Genomic DNA, 20,442 nt, shown 5'->3' on the forward strand with positions numbered 1-20,442 from the left:
CTGATCACACTCCTTCCTGGACCCCGACCCGCATGGACACCCTTATGTCCCGTCCTACCATTCGTAACCTCGCGCGCACCGGCCTGCGGGCCACTGCCATCGCCCTGGCGCTGGCCACCGCCCTGGCGGCGTGCAAGGGCGGAGCCGGCGGCCCGCCCGCCGCGGAAGGCGACAAGCCCGCCGCCGTGGACGCCACCCCGGTCGAGGTGGCCAACGCCACCCGCCGCGCGATCGCCGCCAGCTACGCCGGCACCGCCGCCCTGGAGCCGCGCGCCGAGTCCCAGGTCGTGGCCAAGACTTCCGGCGTCGCGCTCGCGGTGCTGGTCGAGGAAGGCCAGCAGGTCCGTGCCGGCCAGCCGCTGGTGCGCCTGGATCCGGACCGCGCGCGCCTGGCCGTGGCCCAGAACGAGGCCCTGGTGCGCAAGCTGGAGAACAACTACAACCGCGCCCGCCAGCTGATCCAGCAGCAGCTGATCAGCGCCGGCGAGGTCGACCAGATGCGCTACGACCTGGAGCAGGCACGCGCCGCCTACGACCTGGCCCGGCTTGAACTGTCCTACACCACGGTGGTGGCGCCGATCTCCGGCGTGGTCGCCTCGCGCGACATCAAGCCGGGCAATTTCGTGCAGATCAACTCGCCGATCATCCGCATCGTCGACAGCAGCCGCCTGGAAGCGACCCTCAACGTCCCCGAGCGCGAGATGGCCAAGCTGCGCGCCGGCCAGGCCGTGACCCTGGCCGCCGACGCGCTGCCGGGTCGCAGCTTCACCGGCGTGGTCGACCGCGTCTCGCCGGTGGTGGACACCGGCACCGGCACCTTCCGCGTGGTGACCTCGTTCTCCGGCGACAACGAGCTGACCGCCGGCATGTTCGGCCGCCTGAGCATCAACTACGACCAGCGTGCCGATGCCCTGGTGGTGCCGCGCACGGCACTGCTGGAGGATGGCGGCGAGCCGGCCGTGTACGTGGTGCGCGACGGCCATGCCGCGCGCGTGGGCCTGAAGCTGGGCTACAACGACAGTGGCTGGGTCGAGGTCCGCGAGGGCCTGTCCGAGGGCGACGCGGTGGTGGTGGCCGGCAAGGCCGCGCTGCGCGAGGGCACCGCGGTGCAGGTGCTGGACCGTGATCCGCCGGCCGAGGTCGCCGGCAAGACGCCGGCGCAGGCGGCCGCGGCGCAGGCGGCCAACTGATGAGCGCGCACGAACCCGCACCCGCACGCGGATTCGACCTGGTCGAGTTCGCCACCCGGCGCCGCGTCACCATCGCGATGATGACGCTGACCCTGGTGCTGTTCGGACTGATCTCGCTGTCCAGCCTCAAGGTCGAGCTGCTGCCGGACCTGAGCTACCCGACCCTGACCGTGCGCACCGACTACGAGGGTGCGGCGCCGTCGGAGGTCGAGACCCTGATCTCGCAGCCGGCCGAGGAGGCCCTCGGCGTGGTCAAGGGCCTGCGCAAGCTGCGCTCGATCTCCCGCACCGGCCAGAGCGACGTGGTCCTGGAATTCGCCTGGGGCACGGACATGCAGCAGGCCGGCCTGGAAGTGCGCGACAAGATGGAGACCCTGCAGCTGCCGCTGGACGCCAAGCCGCCGGTGCTGCTGCGCTTCAATCCCTCGACCCAGCCGATCATGCGCCTGGCGCTGAGCGCGAAGCAGGAGCCGGCCGACGAGGCCGACGCCGTGCGCCGGCTGATGGAGCTGCGCCGCTATGCCGACGAGGACCTCAAGCGCAAGCTGGAGGCGGTCAGCGGCGTGGCCGCGGTCAAGGTCGGCGGTGGCCTGGAGGACGAGATCCAGGTCGACATCGACCAGCGCAAGCTGGCCCAGCTGGGCCTGTCCCTGGACAAGGTCATCGAGCGCCTGAAGCAGGAGAACGTGAACCTGTCCGGCGGCCGCCTGGAGGAGGGCACACAGCGCTACCTGGTGCGCACGGTCAACCAGTTCTCCTCGGTCGAGCAGATGCGCGAGATGCTGCTGACCACCGCCGGCGGGCAGTCCTCCAGCGCCACTGGCGAGAACCGGCAGCTGATGATGGCCATCCTCGGCAGCCGCGATCCCAACGTGATCGCCGCCCTGCGTGGCGACGGCAGCGGCGGCAGCGGCATGGCGCCGGTGCGGTTGAAGGACGTGGCCGAGGTGCGCCAGGGCTACAAGGAGCGCGAGGCCGTGATCCGCAGCGGTGGCATGGAGGCGGTCGAACTGGCGGTCTACAAGGAAGGCGACGCCAATACCGTGGCCGCGGCCGATGCCCTGGCGCAGAAGCTGGAGCAGGTGCGCAAGAGCCTGCCGAAGGACATCGAGCTGACCGCGGTCGAGGACCAGTCCACCTTCATCCGCCACGCCATCAAGGACGTAAAGGTGGACGCGCTGGTCGGCGGCATGCTGTCGATCCTGATCATCTTCCTGTTCCTGCGCGACGGCTGGAGCACCTTCGTCATCTCGCTGTCGCTGCCGGTCTCGATCATCACCACGTTCTTCTTCATGGGCCAGCTGGGCCTGAGCCTGAACGTGATGTCCCTGGGCGGCCTGGCCTTGGCCACCGGCCTGGTGGTGGACGACTCGATCGTTGTGCTGGAATCGATCGCCAAGGCGCGCGAGCGTGGCCTGGGCGTGCTGGAGGCGGCGATCAGCGGCACCCGCGAGGTGTTCATGGCCGTGGTCGCCTCGACCCTGACCACCATCGCGGTGTTCCTGCCGCTGGTGTTCGTCGAGGGCATCGCCGGCCAGCTGTTCCGCGACCAGGCCATGACCGTGGCCATCGCGATCGCCGTGTCGCTGGTGGTGTCGATGACCCTGGTGCCGATGCTCAGCGCGCTCAAGGGCCGTCCCCCGCTGGAGTTCCAGCCCGAGCCCGAGCGCGCGCCCTGGCGCCCGCAGCGCACCTGGCAGAAGCCGGCGGCGCTGACCGGGCGCGGCATCGGCGCCCTGTTCCGCTACGGCTTCTACGCGGTGGCGTGGCTCGTGGTGCGCGCCTTCCGCCTGGTCGCCGCGGTGGTTGGCCCGGTGATGCGCAAAGCCAGCGACCTGGCCATGTACCCGTACAACCGCGCCGAGGCCGGCTACCTGCGGATCCTGCCGCGCGCGCTGGAACGTCCCACCCTGGTGCTGGGCGGCGCGGCCCTGGCTTTCGCCCTGACCATGGCGACCCTGCCGCTGCTGGGCGTGGACCTGATCCCGCAGCTGGCCCAGGACCGCTTCGAGATGACCGCCAAGCTGCCTCCTGGCACGCCGCTGGCGCAGACCGATGCCCTGGTGCGCGAGGTGCAGCGCAAGCATGCCGGCGAGGAGGGCGTGAGCCTGCTGTACGGCGTGTCCGGCACCGGCACCCGGCTGGATGCCAGCCCCACCGAAAGCGGCGAGAACATCGGCAAGCTCACGGTGGTGATGACCGACACCTCGCGCGAGGCCGGACTGCTGGAGAAGCTGCGCCAGACCATGAAGGCGTACCCGTCCGCGCAGGTCGACTTCGCGCGGCCGGAGCTGTTCGCGCTGGCCGCGCCGCTGGAGATCGAGATCGAGGGCAACGACCTGGAGACCATCCGCGTGGCCGGCACCCGCCTGGCCGGGATGCTGCGCCAGAACCCGCACTACGCCGACGTGAAGTCGACGGTGGAGCAGGGCTTTCCCGAGATCCAGGTGGTCTTCGACCAGGACCGCGCCGCGGCCATGGGCCTGACCACCCGGCAGATCGCGGACGCGGTGGTCAACAAGGTGCGCGGCAACGTCGCCACCCGCTACAGCTTCCGCGACCGCAAGATCGACGTGCTGGTGCGGGTGGGCGAGGCCGAGCGCTCGTCGGTGGAGGACATCCGCCGGCTGATCGTCAACCCCAGCGGCAGCAACCCGATCGAGCTTGCGGCGGTGGCCGACGTGGTTTCCACCAGCGGCCCCAGCGAGATCCACCGCGTCGACCAGCGCCGGGTGGCGATCGTCTCGGCCAACCTGCGCGGCATCGACCTCGGCGCGGCCGTGGCCGAGGTCCAGCAGATGGTGGCGCAGAACCCGCTGGGCACCGACGTCGGCATGCGCATCGGCGGCCAGGGCGAGGAGCTGGGCGAATCCCTGCGCTCGCTGCTGTTCGCCTTCGGCCTGGCGGTGTTCCTGGTCTACCTGGTGATGGCCTCGCAGTTCGAGTCGCTGCTGCATCCCTTCGTGATCCTGTTCACCATCCCCCTGGCCCTGGTCGGAGCGATCGCGGCGCTGCTGCTGACCGGCTCGCCGATATCGGTGGTGGTGTCGATCGGCCTGATCCTGCTGGTCGGGCTGGTGGTCAAGAACGCGATCATCCTGATCGACAAGGTCAACCAGCTGCGCGAGGCCGGGGTTGCCAAGCGCGAGGCCCTGGTCGAGGGCGCGCGTTCGCGCCTGCGCCCGATCATGATGACGACCCTGACCGCGGTGTTCGGCTTCATGCCGCTGGCGCTGGCGCCGCTGTTCGGCAGCCCCGGCGCGGAGGTGCGTTCGCCGATGGCGATCACCGTGATCGGCGGCCTGCTGGTCTCGACCCTGTTGACCCTGGTGGTGATCCCGCTCGTGTACGACCTGCTGGACCGCAAGCCGGACGGCTACTACGCCGAGCGTGGCGCGCGGGCGCGGCGCGACGCTCGCGAGGCGGGGCAGGTGCTGGCGCACGACCAGGACCCGATCGGCGGCGGCGCGGAGGCCTGAGCGGATGAACATCACCGAGCTGTCCATCCGCCGCCCGGTCACCACCATCATGCTGTTCGTGTCGATGGTGGTGATCGGCCTGATCGCCGCGCTGCGCCTGCCGCTGGAGGCCGAGCCGGAAGCCACGATCCCGTTCTTCTTCGTCTGGCTGCCGTACGACGGCTCGACCCCGGAGGAGATCGAGCGCAACGTGCTGCGGCCGGTCGAGGAGGCGCTGTCGACCATGCCCGGCATCCGCTCGATGAACTCGCGCGCCAATGCCGACAGCGCCCAGATCCAGGTCGAGTTCAGCGACTGGAACCGGGACATCGCCATCGCCGCTTCCGAGGCGCGCGAGCGCATCGACGCGATCCGCGACCAGCTGCCTGACGACTTCCGCCGCTACTACGTCTACCGCTGGACCACCTCCGACCGCGAGGCCATGAGCCTGCGCCTGGACAGCGAGGAGGACCTGACCTCGCGTGCCGACCTGATCGAGCAGGTGATCAAGCGCCGCCTGGAACGCGTTCCGGGCGTTGCCCGCATCCAGGTCGAGGGCGTGGCCAGCCAGGAACTGCTGGTGGCGCTGGACAAGGACCGGCTCAGCGCCCACGGCGTGGCCCTCAACGAGCTGGTGCAGCGGCTGCAGGCGGCCAACTTCTCGGTTTCCGCGGGGCAGATCACCGAGGCCGGGCGCCGGCTGCGGGTGCAGCCTCGCGGCGAACTGCAGGAGGTGCAGGCGCTGCGCGACCTGCCGGTCAACAACCGCGGCGTGCGCCTGTCCGATGTCGCCGAGGTCTCGTTGCAGCCGCAGCGCATGAACTACGTGCGCAAGCTCGACGGCCGTCCCAGCGTGGCGGTGGACATCTTCAAGGAGCGCGCCGCCAACCTGGTCGACCTGTCGCGCTCGGTGCGCAAGGAGATCGAAGTCCTGCGGGAGGACCCGGCGATGCGCGGCATCGGCATCGAGGTCATCGACGACCAGGGCCAGGCCGTGACCAGTTCGCTGGCGGCGCTGGCCGAGGCCGGCGCGATCGGCCTGGCGCTGTCGGTGATCGTGCTCTACGGTTTCCTGCGGCACTGGCCCTCGACCCTGATGGTCAGCCTGGCGATCCCGATCTGCTTCGCCATGACCCTGGGCTTCATGTACTTCGCCGGCATCACCCTCAACATCATCTCGATGATGGGCCTGCTGCTTGCGGTCGGCATGCTGGTGGACAACGCCGTGGTGGTGGTGGAGAGCATCTACCAGGAACAGGAGAAATACCCGGGGCGCCAGGCCCTGGCCTCGATCATCGGCACCCGCCACGTGGCCATCGCGCTGTCGGCCGGCACCCTGTGCCACTGCGTGGTGTTCCTGCCGATGCTGTTCGGCGAGAAGAACATCATCAGCATCTACCTGGGGCAGCTGGCGGTGACCATCTCGGTCTCCCTGCTGGCCTCGTGGCTGGTGGCCATCAGCCTGATCCCGATGCTGTCGGCACGGATGAAGACCCCGCCGGCGGTGAAGTCGCCGCTGATCAGCCGGCTGCAGTCGCGTTATGCCAACGCACTGCGCTGGACCCTGCAGCACCGCGGCTGGAGCGTGGCCGGCATCGTCTTCATCACCCTGGCCAGCATCGTCCCGATCATCAATGCCAGGAGCGGCGGGGACGACAGCTCGCCGGACGAGATCAACATCTTCTACCAGTGGAAGGGTGCCTACTCGAAGGAGGAGATGGGCCGCGAGGTGGCGCGCGTGGAGGCGTTCATCAACGCCAACCGCGAGGAGTTCAAGGTCGACCGCGTGTACAGCCGCTACAGCGAGCAGGGCTGGGCCTCGACCCGCCTGTACCTGACGATCGACGACAGCGAGCTCAGCAGCCAGATCCAGGAGAAGATCCGCAAGGGCCTGCCGCAGTCTGCGCGCGCCAGGATCGGGCTGGGCTGGCCGGGCAGCTCCGGCAACCAGAACCAGGGCGTGAGCTTCTCCCTGATCGGCGATTCCTCGCAGACCCTCGAGGAGCTGGCCGCCGACATCGTGCCGCTGCTCAACCGCAACGAGAACCTGCGCGACGTGCGCGTGGACACCGGCGACGCCAACACCGAGCTGTCGGTGCGGGTGGACCGCGAGCGCGCGGCGGCCTACGGCTTCAGCGCCCAGCAGGTGGCCGAGTACGTGGGCATGGCCCTGCGAGGCTCCTCGCTGCGCGACTTCCATCGCGACAACGTGGAGATCCCGGTGAACGTGCGCTTCGCCGGTGCCGAGCACTACGGCGTGGAGGACCTGGCCTCGTTCATGGTGCGCGCGCCCAACGGCGTGGAGGTGCCGCTGCTGGCGATGGTGGACGTGGGCTTCAATCCGTCCGCCACCTCGATCCAGCGCCTGAACCGGCAGACCATGCTGAAGGTGGAGTCGGGCGTGGCCAAGGACGTGTCGGTGGCCGACGCGCGCAAGGCGATCGAGGAATCGCTGAAGGCGGTGCAGTTCCCGCCGGGCTATGGCTACACCTTCGACAGCGGCAGCTTCAACATCAACTTCGACGGCATGAACCAGATGCTGATGGCCATCGCGATCGCGCTGGTGCTGATGCTGGTGATCATGGCCGCGGTGTTCGAGTCGATGCTGTTCCCGGTGGCGATCATGTCCTGCGTGCTGTTCTCGATCTTCGGCGTGTACTGGCTGTTCTGGATCACCGGCACCGAGATGAACATCATGGCAGTGATCGGCATCCTGGTGCTGATGGGCGTGGTGGTGAACAACGGCATCGTGATGATCGAGCACATCAACAACCTGCGCCGCCGCGGTATGCCGCGTACCGATGCGCTGGTGGAAGGCAGCCGCGAACGCCTGCGCCCGATCATGATGACCATGGGCACGGCGATCCTGGCGATGATCCCGATCGCGCTGAACACCCAGACCGTGGACGGCATGCCGCCGTACTACCCGATGGCGCGTGCCATCGCCGGCGGCCTGGCGTTCTCCACGGTGGTCAGCCTGCTGTTCCTGCCGACCATCTACGCGATCCTGGACGACCTGCGCACCGGCACCTCGCGGCTGGTGCGCAAGGCCCGGGGCCTGGACCGTGGCGACCCTGGCGCCCAGGTGCCGGCCGTCGTCGTGGAGTAGGCGGCGCGCTAAAAGCCGGAACGGAAAAAGCCCGGCGCGAGCCGGGCTTTTTTTCTTCCACCACGTTTGCCGGCTGCTTCAGCCAACCAGCTTGCCCAGCATGCGCAGGCCGCCGGTCCACACGCCGATGGCCGTGCCCAGGCTGGTGAGGAAGAAGTTCAGCAGGATCCGCGCCACCCGGTTGCGCCACCAGCCCTTCAGGCTCTGCACGTCGTCGCGCAGGGCCATGAAGTCGGCGTAGGTCGGCTTGCGCAGGTTCGCCTCGACGAATGCGCTGACCGTGCCCGAAGCCAGCGCCGGATGCAGCGGGGTGAGCGGGGAGGCGATGAAGGCAGCGAGGATGCTCAGCGGATGGCCGCCGGCCAGCAGGCAGCCCAGCGCGCCGAGCAGGCCGGTGGCCAGCACCCACTGCAGCAGCAGGTCCGCGCCCACGTCGACGCCGCCCTGCCAGAAACCCCAGGCGAAGCCGCCCACCAGGAAGGCGCCGATGATGGTTTCCAGCCACGGGAAGCTGGACTTCTCGCGCACCGACTCCAGTTCTCCAAGGGCCGCCGCAGGCTCGTCCTGGTCCTCGGCCAGGTGCCGGGCCAGGCCGGGCAAGTGGCCGGCACCGACCACCGCCAGCACGTTGCGCGCGCCGCGCTCCTGCCGCAGCCGGGTGGCCATGTAGCGGTCGCGCTCGGCGATCACGGTGTCGTACAGCGCCGGGCTGTGCGAGGCGAACTCGCCGAAGCTGGCCTCCAGCATGTCGCCCTGCTTGAGCTTCTCGATCTCGTCGTCGCCGACTTCCTCGTCGCCGAACATCGCCAGCAGGATGCCCGCGCTGGTCTTGGCACGGCCCCACCAGCCCAGCCGCTCCATCGCGCGGCGGAAGGTCAGGCCGACCTCGCGGTCGATCAGCTGCACCGGCAGGCCACGCTCGCGTGCATCCAGCACCGCCGCCTTCAGTTCCGCGCCGGGCTCCACGCCCAGTTGTTCGGCAAGGCGCCGCTGGTAGGCAGACAGGGCCAGGTTGGCGGCGAACAGGCTGGTCTTGCCGTTGCGGATCACCTGGACGATGTCCATCTTCGCCAGCACGTCCGGATCGGTCAGCGACTGCAGGCGGCCGGGATCGAGCTCGACCGCGACCGCGTCGTACTCGCCGCTGGCTACCGCGGCGCGCACCGCCTCGATGCTGGCCTGGGAAACGTGCGCGGTGCCCAGCAGGGTGTAACGCACGCCATCGCGTTCGACCACGCGCAGCGGCTGGTCGGTGAGCGGGCTCTCGGTAGCGGATTCGGGCTGGGCGTCGATCGTGGTCATCTCTGGCGTGCTGTCGGCGTCCCGGCGGGACCCGTCATGGGGGAGGGCGGCCGGGGCCGGCGGCGTCAGTCGATGTAGCGCTTGAGCAGGTCGCCGTAGGCGTCGATCCGGCGGTCGCGCAGGAACGGCCAGATCCGGCGGACGTGCTCGCTGCGCTGCAGGTCGACCTCGCACACCAGCACGGTGGCGTCCTCGCCGGCCTGGGCCAGGAACTCGCCCTGCGGGCCCAGCACGTGGCTGTTGCCCCAGAACCGGATGCCCGAGGCGCCCAGCGGCGAGGGCTCGTGGCCGACGCGGTTGCAGGACAGCACCGGCAGGCCGTTGGCCACGGCATGCCCGCGGTGGCTGAGGATCCAGGCGTCGCGCTGGCGGTCCTTCTCGTCCTGGGCGTCGTCCGGGTCCCAGCCGATGGCGGTGGGGTAGAGCAGCAGCTCGGCGCCGGCCAGCGCCATCAGGCGCGCGGCCTCCGGATACCACTGGTCCCAGCACACCAGCACGCCGAGGCGGCCGATGGAGGTGTCGATCGGCCTGAAGCCGATGTCGCCCGGGGTGAAGTAGAACTTCTCGTAGAAGCCAGGATCGTCCGGGATGTGCATCTTGCGGTACTTGCCCAGCAGGGTGCCGTCCTTCTCCAGGACCACCGCGGTGTTGTGGTACAGGCCGGGGGCACGGCGCTCGAACAGCGAGCCGACGATGACCACGCCGTGCTTCCTGGCCAGCGCACCCAGGCGCTCGGTGCTGGGTCCGGGGATCTGCTCGGCCAGGTCGAACTCGGACACCGACTCGTGCTGGCAGAAGTAGGCGCCGTTGTGCAGTTCCTGCAGCAGCACCAGCTGCGCGCCGGCTGCGGCGGCCTCGGCCACGCGGGCTTCGATCGCGGCCAGGTTGGCGTCGGCATCGCCCTGGTTGCGTTCCTGCACCAGGGCGACGGTAAGGGTCTTGCGGCTCATGGGCGGGGGCGTCTTGCGTAGTGGAAGCGGATGGTAACCCGTGCCCTGCGCACGGGGCCTGAAGCCCGGCGCGTGGCGCGGGCTTCAGCGGGCATTGCCTGCGTGGGGGCTCAGCGGCCGAGGCCGGCCGGCAGCTGCATGCTGATGCAGTGCAGGCTGCCGTTCTGCCAGATCAGGGCACGGCACGGCACCTGCACGATCTCGCGGCCGGGGAATGCCTGCGCCAGAACCGCGGCAGCGGCATCGTCGGCCGGATCGCCATAGGCTGGCATCAGCACCGCGCCGTTGACGATCAGGAAGTTCGCGTACGAGGCGGCCAGGCGGCGGCCTTCGTCGATCACCGGTGCCGCCCACGGCAGCGGGAACAGGCGGTACGGCCTGCCGTCGGTGGTGCGCAGCGCGGCGATCTCGTCGGCCATCGCCTTCAGTTCGGCATGGTGGCTGTCGGTCTCGTCGTCGCAGGCCTGGAACACGATGGCGTCGCCCGGCGCGAAGCGGGCGAGGGTATCGATGTGGGCGTCGGTGTCGTCGCCCTCCAGGTAGCCGTGATCCAGCCACAGCACCCGGTCCTGGGCCAGCCAGCCGGCCAGCTTCGCGGTCAGCTCCTCGCGGCTGGCCTGCGGGTGGCGTTCGTGCAGGCAGCGCCAGGTGGTCAGCAGGGTGCCGGCGCCGTCGGTCTCGATGCCGCCGCCTTCCAGGGCGAAGTCGATGCGCTGGTGCGCGGCGTCGCCGAACAGGCCCTGCGCGGCCAGCGCCTGGACCAGGCGGTCGTCGCGCCCGGCCTCGAACTTGCCGCCCCAGGCGGTGAAGCGGAAATCCAGCACCCGGAAGCCTTCGCCTTCGCGCAAGGTAATGGGGCCGGAGTCGCGCAGCCAGGTGTCGTCATAGTCGAACGGGATGAAACGCACCCGCTCCATGTCGATCCGGGCCGAGCGCAGGCGCGCCTCGGCGTAGGCCTCGACATCGTCGTCGGCCACGCAGATCCACGCCTCCTGGAAACGGGTGATCGCGGCGACCAGGGCGATATAGGTCTCCTCGACCTCGCCCAGGCGGTCGGCCCAGTCGGTGCCGGCGTGCGGCCAGGCGACCAGGATCGCGGACTGGGGTTCCCACTCCGCGGGGAAGCGCAGGTTCTCGGTCATTCCATTCGGGTCATGCAGGCCCGGCCAGGCCGGGCGGGGCGGGGGACGCAGCGGGGGCTGCGGCGGTGCCGGCAGGCGCCGGCCGGACTTCGCCGCCCCGCGTGGCAGGGCGGCACTGGAGCGGGTACGGCTGGATCAGCGGACCGGCGGCTTGGGGCCGATCTCGTTCGGCGAGGCCTTGTGCGCGACCACGTCGATCACGCGGCTCTTCTCGAAATACACCACGAATTCCGGATAGACCCAGCGGTTGATGGTCGGCCACTGGCTCTTCTGGCCGCCGCGCGGGTCCAGCTTCTCCTGCGGCGCGCCGAAGCGGGCCTCGACCTGGGCCATGGTCAGGCCGCGCGCGGGCGTGGCGGCCGCCGGCTTGTCGACGCGCTCGATCAGCAGGGTATCGGCCTGCGCACCGGCCGACAGGGCGGCCAGCGCGAGCAGGGACAGGACTTGGAAGCGGTGCTTCATCGTGGTGTCTCCCCAGACAAGGATCCGCGCGGCCGGGGTGGCCGGGCGGGGTACAGGGCCGATTGTAAGCAGAACGGGTGCAGATGCGGTCGCGGCCGGCTGGCGGGGCCCGGAAACGCGAAAGGCCGCATCGCTGCGGCCTCCCGGTTACAAGCCTGCGGCCTGGCGGCCGCCTGCCGGCTTCAGCGCTGGCGGGCCTTGAAGCGCGGGTTGGACTTGCAGATCACGAAGACCTTGCCGCGGCGGCGGACCACCTTGCAGTCGCGGTGACGGGTCTTCGCCGACTTCAGGGAGGACAGGACTTTCATGACACACCTCGGAGGACGACGGATAGGGAAGCCAGGGCCGGACGGCCGAGGCATGAAAATAAGCCCGCCATTCTAGCCATGTTTCCACAGCCCTTTCAAGCAGTTGCGCAAACGGGGCGTGTGAAGGGCGTCGCGGGCTACAATTCCGGCATCCCCACGACCCCCTGGAGCCGCCATGTCCCACCCTGTTCCCGTCCTGACGATCGACGGTCCTTCCGGGGCGGGCAAGGGCACGGTGAGCCGGATCGTGGCCGGCCGGCTGGGCTGGCATTACCTTGATTCCGGGGCACTTTACCGGGCGGTGGGCGTGGCGGCCAGCTGGGCCGACCTGGACCTGGCGGACCCCTCGGCCCTGGTCCGCTGCACCTTCGACACCTCGATCGAGTTCCGCGACGGCGCCGAGGGCCTGCGGGTGCTGGTCAACGGCACCGACGCCACCTCCGAACTGCGCCTGGAGACCGCCGGCGCCGTGGCTTCGGCCATCGCCGCCATCCCCGAGGTCCGCGAGGCGCTGAAGGAGCGCCAGCGCGCGTTCCGCCAGGCACCGGGCCTGGTGGCCGACGGCCGCGACATGGGTACGGTGATCTTCCCCGACGCCACCGCCAAGGTGTTCCTCACCGCCAGCGCCGAGGAGCGCGCCCGGCGGCGCTATAAGCAGTTGAAGGAAAAAGGGGTTTCGGTTACCTTAGACGGTCTGCTGCGAGAGATCCTCGCCCGCGATGCCCGCGACGCCCAGCGCGCGGTCGCACCGCTGAGGCCGGCTGATGATGCCGTCCTCATCGATACGACCGGGCTGGACATCGACCAGGTCGTCGCACGCGTGCTGGCCACCGTGCCGTCGCACGCCGCCTGACCCGGCCAGCCGGACCGTCGCGGAAACAGCAGAAGGCGCATCCTGCGCCAGGTCCCGTCGCGGGAACGCGACGGGGTTCAATCAACCAACCACACAGGGCGCCTGCACGGGCCTGCTACAGGGGGGCGCGGTAGCCATCGCGAGCGATGGGCCACGCCCGTGTGTTCAACCGAGTATTCACTAATGACCGAATCTTTTGCCGAGCTGTTCGAACAGAGCCAGGCCAACCTTGCCAAGCTGAAGCCGGGCGCGATCGTCGTCGGCACCGTCGTGGACGTCCGCGGCGACGTGGTGGTGATCAATGCCGGCCTGAAGTCGGAAGGCATCGTGCCGATCGAGCAGTTCCGTAACGACGACGGCGAGATCGACGTGGGCGTGGGCGACCAGGTCAAGGTCGCGCTCGACTCGCTCGAGAACGGCTTCGGCGAGACCGTGCTGTCGCGCGAGAAGGCCAAGCGCGCGATGGTGTGGGACGAGCTGGAAGAGGCGCTGGAGAAGAACGAGACCATCACCGGCCGCATCAGCGGCAAGGTCAAGGGTGGTTTCACCGTCGACATCAAGGACGTCCGCGCGTTCCTGCCGGGCTCCCTGGTCGACGTCCGTCCGGTGCGCGATCCGGCCTACCTGGAAGGCAAGGAACTGGAGTTCAAGCTCATCAAGCTGGACCGCAAGCGCAACAACGTGGTCGTCTCCCGCCGTGCGGTGGTCGAGAGCGAGCACAGCGAGGAGCGCGAGCAGCTGATGGAGAAGCTGGTCGAGGGCGCCAAGCTGAAGGGCGTGGTCAAGAACCTGACCGACTACGGCGCGTTCGTGGACCTGGGCGGCATCGACGGCCTGCTGCACATCACCGACATGGCGTGGAAGCGCGTGCGCCATCCGTCCGAGGTGGTCAACGTCGGCGACGAGCTGGAAGTGCGCGTGCTGAAGTTCGACCGCGAGCGCAACCGCGTCTCGCTGGGCCTGAAGCAGCTGGGCGAGGATCCGTGGGACAACATCGCCCGCCGTTACCCGGCCAACAGCCGCGTGTTCGGCAAGGTCTCCAACGTCACCGATTACGGCGCGTTCGTCGAGATCGAGCCGGGCGTCGAGGGCCTGGTGCACGTGTCCGAGATGGACTGGACCAACAAGAACGTCAACCCGTCCAAGGTCGTGCAGGTCGGCGACGAGGTCGAGGTCATGGTCCTGGACGTGGACGAGGAGCGTCGCCGCATCTCGCTGGGCATGAAGCAGGTCGCCGCCAACCCGTGGGAGACCTTCGCCGCCATCCACAAGAAGGGCGACAAGGTTTCGGGCCAGATCAAGTCCATCACCGACTTCGGCATCTTCATCGGCCTGGACGGCGGCATCGACGGCCTGGTCCACCTGTCGGACATCAGCTGGAACACCACCGGCGAGGACGTGCTGCGCAACTTCAAGAAGGGCGACACCCTGGACGCCGTCGTCCTGGCCGTCGACCCGGAGCGCGAGCGCATCTCCCTGGGCCTGAAGCAGATGGAGCAGGATCCGTTCGGCCAGTACATGGCCGCCAATCCGAAGGGCTCCAAGGTTTCCGGCGTGGTGAAGGAAGTCGACGCGAAGGGCGCCGTGGTCGAGCTGGCCGACGGCATCGAGGGTTATGTCGCCGCGCGTGACATCTCCTACGACCGCGTCGACGACGCCACCCAGCACCTGAAGGTCGGCGACAAGGTCGAGGCCAAGTTCGTGGGCATGGACCGCAAGGGCCGCAGCCTGCAGCTGTCGATCAAGGCCAAGGACGAAGCCGAGACCGCCGAGGCCCTGGCCGAGTACAACAAGGCCGCCGCCGAAGCCGCTACCGGCACCACCAGCCTGGGCGCGCTGCTGCGTGCGCAGCTGGGCAACAAGTCCGAGTAATACCGAAAGTGCGTTAGGCCCCGCGGCGACCCGGTGATCCCGGGTCGCCGCGGCGTATCGGCCCGCTTCCATAGTCCGAGATGACCAAGTCCGAACTGATCGAGATCCTGGCCCGCCGCCAGTCGCACCTGAAGGCCGAGGACGTCGACCTCGCCGTCAAGTCGCTGCTGGAAATGATGGCCGGTTCGCTGGCTTCCGGCGAGCGCATCGAGATCCGGGGCTTCGGCAGCTTCTCGCTGCATTACCGTCCGCCGCGCATCGGCCGCAACCCGAAGACCGGCGAGTCCGTGGCCCTTCCGGGCAAGCACGTGCCGCATTTCAAGGCCGGCAAGGAACTGCGCGAGAAGGTCAGCGACGTGGTCCCGGCGCCGTCCGAGCCGCAGGACGCCTGATCCACCGCGCCGTACCGGTTCCGGTCGGCTAAGCTTGGGGGTGCCCGCGCACGGAGCCTCCGCCCATGAACATCTTCCGCCTGCTGGTCCTGCTCGCGTTCCTTGCGATCGGGCTGGTAGTGGGGTCGCTCAATTCGCAGCAACTCCGACTCGACTTCGGCATGATCGAGGTCAACACCACTTCGGGCATCGCCCTCGTCACCTCGCTGCTCGCGGGCGTCCTGCTCGGCGGTGGCCTGGTCGTCGCCAGCACGGTGCTGCCGCTGCACGCGCGCCTGCGCCGGCTCGAGCGGACCCGCACGGCCGACGGCACCGCCGTCGATGCCATCCAGACACCGGCACCGTACCGGGAAGGCAACTAAGCAAATGGAATTCATCTCCGAGTGGTTCTGGTTCTTCCTGTTCCTGCCGCTGGCCGCGCTCAGTGGCTGGGTCGTCGGCCGCAGGGGCGGGCAGCGCCACGGTGACACCCAGGTCAGCCGCCTGTCCGGCACCTATTTCCGCGGCCTGAACTACCTGCTCAACGAACAGCCGGACAAGGCGATCGAGCTGTTCCTGCACATCGCCGAGCTCGACAAGGAAACCTTCGAGACCCAGCTGGCCCTGGGCCACCTGTTCCGCCGCCGTGGCGAGGTCGACCGCGCGATCCGCCTGCACCAGGGCCTGGTCCAGCGCAGCGACCTGTCCGACGCGCAGCGCGTCCAGGCCCTGCTGGCGCTGGGCGAGGACTACATGAAGTCCGGCCTGCTGGATCGTGCCGAGACCGTATTCACCGACCTGGCCCGGATCGACCAGCGCGCGCCGCAGGCGCTCAGGCACCTGATCGGCATCTACCAGGCCGAGCGCGACTGGGAGCGGGCGATCGAGAACGCCATGCGCTTCGAGGAAGCGACCGGCGAGCCGATGGGCAAGCTGGTGGCCCAGTTCGAGTGCGAGCTGGCAGAGCGCCTGCGCGGCAACGGTGACCTGGCCAGCGCCCGCGCCGCGATCGCGCGTGCCTACCAGGCCGATGCCACCTGCGTGCGCGCCGGCATCCTCGAAGGCCGCATCGAATCCGATGCCGGCAACCCCGAGGGGGCGATCCGCGCCTTCGAGCGCGCCGCCCGCCACGACCCCGACTACCTGCCGGAAGTGCTGCCCGGCCTGCTGGCCGCGTACGCCCAGGTCGGCGACACCAGCGGCGCGCGTGCCTTCCTGGCCGAGATGAGCGAGCACTACCGCGGCATCGCCCCGGTGCTGGCCCTGACCCGCCTGATCGAGCAGCAGGAAGGCGCCGTGCAGGCGCGCGACTACCTCGGCCGCCAGCTCAAGGACCGCCCCTCGGTGCGCGGCGAGGCCGCCCTGATCGACCTGACCCTCGCGGTCGGCGCCGACAGCACCGCGACCCTGCACGACCTCAAGCACATCACCGACCAGCTGCTGGTGCGCAATCCCAGCTACCGCTGCACCCGCTGCGGCTTCGGCGCGCGCACCCACCACTGGCAGTGCCCGAGCTGCAAGGAGTGGGGCACGGTCAAGCCGCTGCTCAACTACGCGGTGGTGTGAGCATGATCGCGGCCGCGGGCACCGTGGCGCTGCTGGCCGCGGTCTCGGCGGTGGCGACCTGGCTGACCCTGCGCTACGCGCGACGGCGCCTGCTCGACCTGCCGGGCGAGCGTCGCAGCCACAGTGTCCCAACCCCGCGCGGCGGTGGCCTGGGCATCACCGTCGCCCTGTTGCTGGGCACGCTGCCTGCAGTCGCCGGCGGCGTGCTGGCGCCAATGCCCGCCGCGGCGTTTGCCGTCGGCCTGGTGCTGGTCGCAGGGATCGGATGGATCGACGACCACCGCCCGCTGTCGCCCTGGTCGCGACTTGCGATCCAGTGCCTGGCCGGACTGGTCCTCGGCGCGGGCGTGCATGCAGGGCAGGGTGAGCTTCGCTGGGCACTGCTGGCCTTCGCCGCCGTACCGGTGCTGGTAAACGTCTGGAACTTCATGGATGGCATCGACGGCATCGCCATCACCCAGGCGATGATCGCGCTGGCCAGCTTCGCCATGGTCACGCCGCCGGCCGTCTCGCTGCTGGCATGGGCCGCGTGCGCGGCCTGCCTGGGCTTCCTTCCGTTCAACTGGCCGCGGGCGCGCATCTTCCTGGGCGATGTCGGTTCCGGGACGCTCGGTTACCTGCTGGCCGCGGTGCTGGTATGGACAGTGGCCTCGCTCTGGGAAAGCCGGGGCTGGAACGTGCTGGTGCTGGTGCTGCCGCTCTCGGCCTTCCTGGTCGACGCCTCCATGACCCTGGCGCGACGGGTGCTGCAGGGGGAGCGTTTCTGGCTTCCACATGTATCGCACCTGTACCAGCGCTGGGCGAAGCATGCAGGCAGTCATCCAGCAGTTAGTAACTACTACGGTTTGTTCAGTCTGCTGGCAGGTTTGCTCACGTATGTTGCGGTGGCATCTGGAACAGTTATTGCCGTCGCAGCAACGGTCCTGTGGCTCGTGCTCGCGGCCGTGATCTGGCTGGTCCAGGGGAGACGCATCCAGCACACCTGACAGGACCGCCGTACGCATGAAAACCGGCCCAGCACTGCCAGTCTCACTCCCGCGTACGGCCATCGTCCTGCACGACCTGCTCATGGCGGCCGTGTGCTGGCAGGCACTGCACGTGCTGCGTTACGGCGCCCGCTCCGAGACGTACGACTGGACCCAGCTGACGCCGACCCTCGCCATCGTGCTGGTCGCACAGGGCCTGGTGTTCTGGCGGGTCGGGCTCTATCGCGGCCTGTGGCGTTTCGCCAGCGTTCCGGACATCTGGAACATCCTCAAGGCCGCCGGTCTTGGCACCGTCGCCATCGTCATCTGCCTGGCAATCTACAACCGCATGGACGCGCTGCCGCGTGCAGTGCTGTTCCTCTATCCGCTGGCCCTGGCCGCGATGCTCGGCGTGCCGCGCCTGCTGTACCGGGTGTGGAAGGACTACAACCTTTCCCGCAGCACCGCGACCCAGCAGCGCGTCCTGATCATGGGTGCCGGCCAGGCGGCCGACGCCCTGGTGCGCGACCTGCGCCGCTCCGGCGCCTACCAGCCGGTCGGTTTCCTCGACGACGCCCCGCACCTGCAGGGATCGCAGCTGCACGGCATGCCGGTGCTGGGAACGCTTGAGGAAGCGGCTACCGTGGCCCGCGAGGTCGGCGCCGGCATGCTGGTGATCGCCATTCCCTCGCTCGACGCCGCCGGCATGCAGCGCGTGCTCGGCATCTGCGAGCACAGCGGCCTGCCGTTCCGCACCGTGCCGCGCCTGACCGACGTGCTCGAGGGCAAGGCCCTGCCGGGCGAGCTCAAGGAAGTGGCGATCGAGGACCTGCTGCACCGCAAGCCGGTGACGCCGGACTGGGGCCTGATCCGCGACTGGCTGGGCGGCCGCACCGTGATGGTGACCGGCGCCGGTGGATCGATCGGCTCGGAGCTGTGCCGCCAGTGCGCGCGCCACGGTGCCAGCCGGATCGTGCTGCTGGAGATTTCCGAACTGGCCCTGCTGACCATCCATGCCGAGCTGCAGGACGCGTTCCCCGGCGTCGAGGTCGTGGCGGTGCTGGGCGACTGCGGTGACCCGGCGGTGACCCGCCGTGCCCTGGAGCGTTGCGCACCCGACGCTGTCTTCCATGCCGCCGCCTACAAGCAGGTCCCGCTGCTGGAAGGCCAGCTGCGCGAGGCCGTGCGCAACAACGTGCTGGCGACCCACACCGTGGCCGAGCTGTGCCGCGAGTACCGGGTGGGCACCTTCGTCCTGATCTCCACTGACAAGGCGGTCGATCCGGCCAACGTGCTGGGCGTGTCCAAGCGGGTGGCCGAGATGATCGCCCAGTCCATGGACGAGCGGGTCGAGGGCACGCGCTACGTCACCGTGCGGTTCGGCAACGTGCTGGACTCGGCCGGCAGCGTGGTCCCGCTGTTCCGCGAGCAGATCCGCCGCGGTGGCCCGGTGACCGTCACCGACCCCGAGGTCACCCGCTACTTCATGACCATCCCCGAGGCCTGCCAGCTGATCATGCAGGCCGCCGCCTCCGGTTCGCACGCGGCGATCTACACCCTGGACATGGGCGATCCGGTGCCGATCCGGCTGCTGGCCGAGCAGATGATCCGCCTGGCCGGCAAGCAGCCGGGGCGGGACATCGCCATCGTCTATACCGGGCTGCGCCCGGGCGAGAAACTGCACGAAACCCTGTTCTACCCGGACGAGCACTACCGTCCCACCGCCCACCCCAAGATCCTCGAGGCGGGGGCGCGGGGGTGCCCGGCCGACCAGGTCCTGCAGGAAGTCGAACACATGCGCTTCGCAGTCTCGCGCTATGATGAGAGCACGTTGCGGCAGGCCCTGCAGGTCCTCGTCCCCGAGTTCTCGCCCCGGGCTGCCGCTGAACCCGAAAACACCGCAACGGTGGTTCAGTTCCCAGCTCGAGAGGCAGCAAGGACAAGATGACGAAAAGGATTCGCAAGGCAGTCTTCCCGGTAGCCGGTCTTGGTACCCGGTTCCTCCCCGCAACCAAGACCGTTCCCAAGGAAATGCTGCCGATCATCGACCGGCCGCTGATCCAGTACGCGGTGGATGAGGCCATCGAGGCCGGGTGCGACACCCTGGTGTTCGTCACCAACCGCTACAAGCATTCGATTGCCGACTATTTCGACAAGCACTACGAGCTGGAGCAGAAGCTCGAGCAGGGCGGCAAGCTGGAGCAGCTGCAGCTGGTCAGCAAGCCGCTGCCGGACCACGTCCGCGTGGTGTACGTCACCCAGAAGGAAGCCCTGGGCCTGGGCCACGCCGTGCTCTGCGCCAAGGACGTGATCGGCGACGAGCCGTTCGCGGTCCTGCTGCCGGACGACCTGATGTGGAACCGCGGCGACGGCGCGCTGAAGCAGATGGCCGACCTGGCCGAGCGCACCGGCGGCGGCGTGATCGCGGTCGAGGAAGTGCCGCGGGAGAAGACCTCCAGCTACGGCATCGTCGCCACCCGCGACTTCCAGGGCCGCAGCGGCCGCATCGAGGCCATGGTCGAGAAGCCCAAGCCCGAGGACGCGCCGAGCAACCTGGCCGTGGTCGGCCGCTACATCCTGCCCGGCGGCATCTTCCAGAAGCTGGAGACCACCGGCCGCGGTGCCGGCGGCGAGATCCAGCTGACCGACGCGATCGCCGCGACGATCAAGGACGGCGGCCATATCGATGCCTACCACTTCGTCGGCCGTCGCTTCGACTGTGGTGCGCACATCGGCCTGATCGAGGCGACCGTGCACTTCGCGCTGGAGCACCCGAAGCATGGTGCGGCCGCGCGCGAGGCGATGCAGGCGGCGCTGGACGAGAAGCGCGGCTGACCGGCCCGCGAAGCTGCAAACGAAAACGGCGCCCGAGGGCGCCGTTTTCATGTCCGCGA

At 69.2% G+C, this 20,442-nt stretch carries 16 protein-coding genes; 11 read left to right on the forward strand and 5 right to left on the reverse strand.

Annotation, left to right across the window (positions count from 1 at the left end; translation table 11 throughout):
• Window positions 1-44: 44 nt before the first annotated feature.
• From PSESU_RS06950 to PSESU_RS06960, 3 genes are read left to right on the forward strand one after another with little or no spacing between them, the layout of a single operon-like run.
• On the forward strand, window positions 45-1,190 hold the full coding sequence (locus PSESU_RS06950; RefSeq protein ID WP_013535051.1) for an efflux RND transporter periplasmic adaptor subunit: 1,146 nt from the start codon (window positions 45-47) through the stop codon (window positions 1,188-1,190).
• A complete protein-coding gene (locus PSESU_RS06955) occupies window positions 1,190-4,669 on the forward strand; it encodes an efflux RND transporter permease subunit (RefSeq protein WP_013535052.1) in 3,480 nt (1,159 codons plus the stop codon). Before PSESU_RS06950 ends, PSESU_RS06955 begins: the two co-directional genes overlap by 1 nt.
• 4 nt (window positions 4,670-4,673) lie before the next feature.
• Window positions 4,674-7,757, forward strand: a complete 3,084-nt coding sequence (locus PSESU_RS06960; protein WP_013535053.1) for an efflux RND transporter permease subunit — start codon at window positions 4,674-4,676, stop codon at window positions 7,755-7,757.
• A 78-nt stretch (window positions 7,758-7,835) separates the two neighbouring features.
• Here the strand turns inward: PSESU_RS06960 and PSESU_RS06965 are convergent, their stop codons facing one another.
• The 5 genes from PSESU_RS06965 to ykgO all read right to left on the reverse strand — a co-directional run bounded on the left by PSESU_RS06965 (window position 7,836) and on the right by ykgO (window position 11,921).
• A complete protein-coding gene (locus PSESU_RS06965) occupies window positions 7,836-9,059 on the reverse strand; it encodes a TraB/GumN family protein (RefSeq protein WP_013535054.1) in 1,224 nt (407 codons plus the stop codon).
• A 65-nt stretch (window positions 9,060-9,124) separates the two neighbouring features.
• Window positions 9,125-10,009, reverse strand: coding sequence for a carbon-nitrogen hydrolase (locus PSESU_RS06970; RefSeq protein ID WP_013535055.1), 885 nt, complete (start codon window positions 10,007-10,009; stop codon window positions 9,125-9,127).
• Between the two features lie 110 nt (window positions 10,010-10,119).
• Window positions 10,120-11,151, reverse strand: coding sequence for an agmatine deiminase family protein (locus PSESU_RS06975; RefSeq protein ID WP_013535056.1), 1,032 nt, complete (start codon window positions 11,149-11,151; stop codon window positions 10,120-10,122).
• 135 nt (window positions 11,152-11,286) lie between these two features.
• Window positions 11,287-11,613, reverse strand: coding sequence for a hypothetical protein (locus PSESU_RS06980; protein WP_013535057.1), 327 nt, complete (start codon window positions 11,611-11,613; stop codon window positions 11,287-11,289).
• Between the two features lie 182 nt (window positions 11,614-11,795).
• Window positions 11,796-11,921 (reverse strand): type B 50S ribosomal protein L36, encoded by a 126-nt coding sequence (gene ykgO / locus PSESU_RS06985; RefSeq protein WP_005913193.1) that lies wholly within the window; start codon window positions 11,919-11,921, stop codon window positions 11,796-11,798.
• Window positions 11,922-12,096: 175 nt separating this feature from the next.
• On the opposite strand from ykgO, the gene cmk reads away from it, so the two are divergent.
• The 8 genes from cmk to galU all read left to right on the forward strand — a co-directional run bounded on the left by cmk (window position 12,097) and on the right by galU (window position 20,383).
• Window positions 12,097-12,774 carry a (d)CMP kinase gene (cmk, locus tag PSESU_RS06990; RefSeq protein WP_013535058.1) on the forward strand — a complete coding sequence of 226 codons (678 nt, stop codon included), beginning with the start codon at window positions 12,097-12,099 and terminating at the stop codon, window positions 12,772-12,774.
• A 183-nt stretch (window positions 12,775-12,957) separates the two neighbouring features.
• The gene (gene rpsA, locus PSESU_RS06995; RefSeq protein ID WP_013535059.1) at window positions 12,958-14,646 is read left to right on the forward strand and encodes a 30S ribosomal protein S1; all 1,689 of its coding nucleotides are present in this window, start codon (window positions 12,958-12,960) and stop codon (window positions 14,644-14,646) included.
• A gap of 80 nt (window positions 14,647-14,726) precedes the next feature.
• Entirely contained in the window at window positions 14,727-15,038 is a 312-nt protein-coding gene (locus tag PSESU_RS07000; protein WP_013535060.1) for an integration host factor subunit beta, read from the forward strand.
• Window positions 15,039-15,103: 65 nt separating this feature from the next.
• Window positions 15,104-15,400, forward strand: coding sequence for a membrane protein (locus PSESU_RS07005; protein ID WP_013535061.1), 297 nt, complete (start codon window positions 15,104-15,106; stop codon window positions 15,398-15,400).
• A gap of 4 nt (window positions 15,401-15,404) precedes the next feature.
• Window positions 15,405-16,583 (forward strand): lipopolysaccharide assembly protein LapB, encoded by a 1,179-nt coding sequence (lapB, locus tag PSESU_RS07010; protein ID WP_013535062.1) that lies wholly within the window; start codon window positions 15,405-15,407, stop codon window positions 16,581-16,583.
• 2 nt (window positions 16,584-16,585) lie between these two features.
• A complete protein-coding gene (locus PSESU_RS07015) occupies window positions 16,586-17,569 on the forward strand; it encodes an MraY family glycosyltransferase (RefSeq protein ID WP_013535063.1) in 984 nt (327 codons plus the stop codon).
• Between the two features lie 16 nt (window positions 17,570-17,585).
• Entirely contained in the window at window positions 17,586-19,496 is a 1,911-nt protein-coding gene (locus tag PSESU_RS07020) for a polysaccharide biosynthesis protein (RefSeq protein ID WP_013535064.1), read from the forward strand.
• Window positions 19,493-20,383 carry a UTP--glucose-1-phosphate uridylyltransferase GalU gene (gene galU, locus PSESU_RS07025; protein WP_013535065.1) on the forward strand — a complete coding sequence of 297 codons (891 nt, stop codon included), beginning with the start codon at window positions 19,493-19,495 and terminating at the stop codon, window positions 20,381-20,383. Before PSESU_RS07020 ends, galU begins: the two co-directional genes overlap by 4 nt.
• The last annotated feature ends 59 nt before the right edge of the window (window positions 20,384-20,442 follow it).

Source organism: Pseudoxanthomonas suwonensis 11-1, assembly GCF_000185965.1.
Lineage (GTDB): Bacteria > Pseudomonadota > Gammaproteobacteria > Xanthomonadales > Xanthomonadaceae > Pseudoxanthomonas > Pseudoxanthomonas suwonensis_A.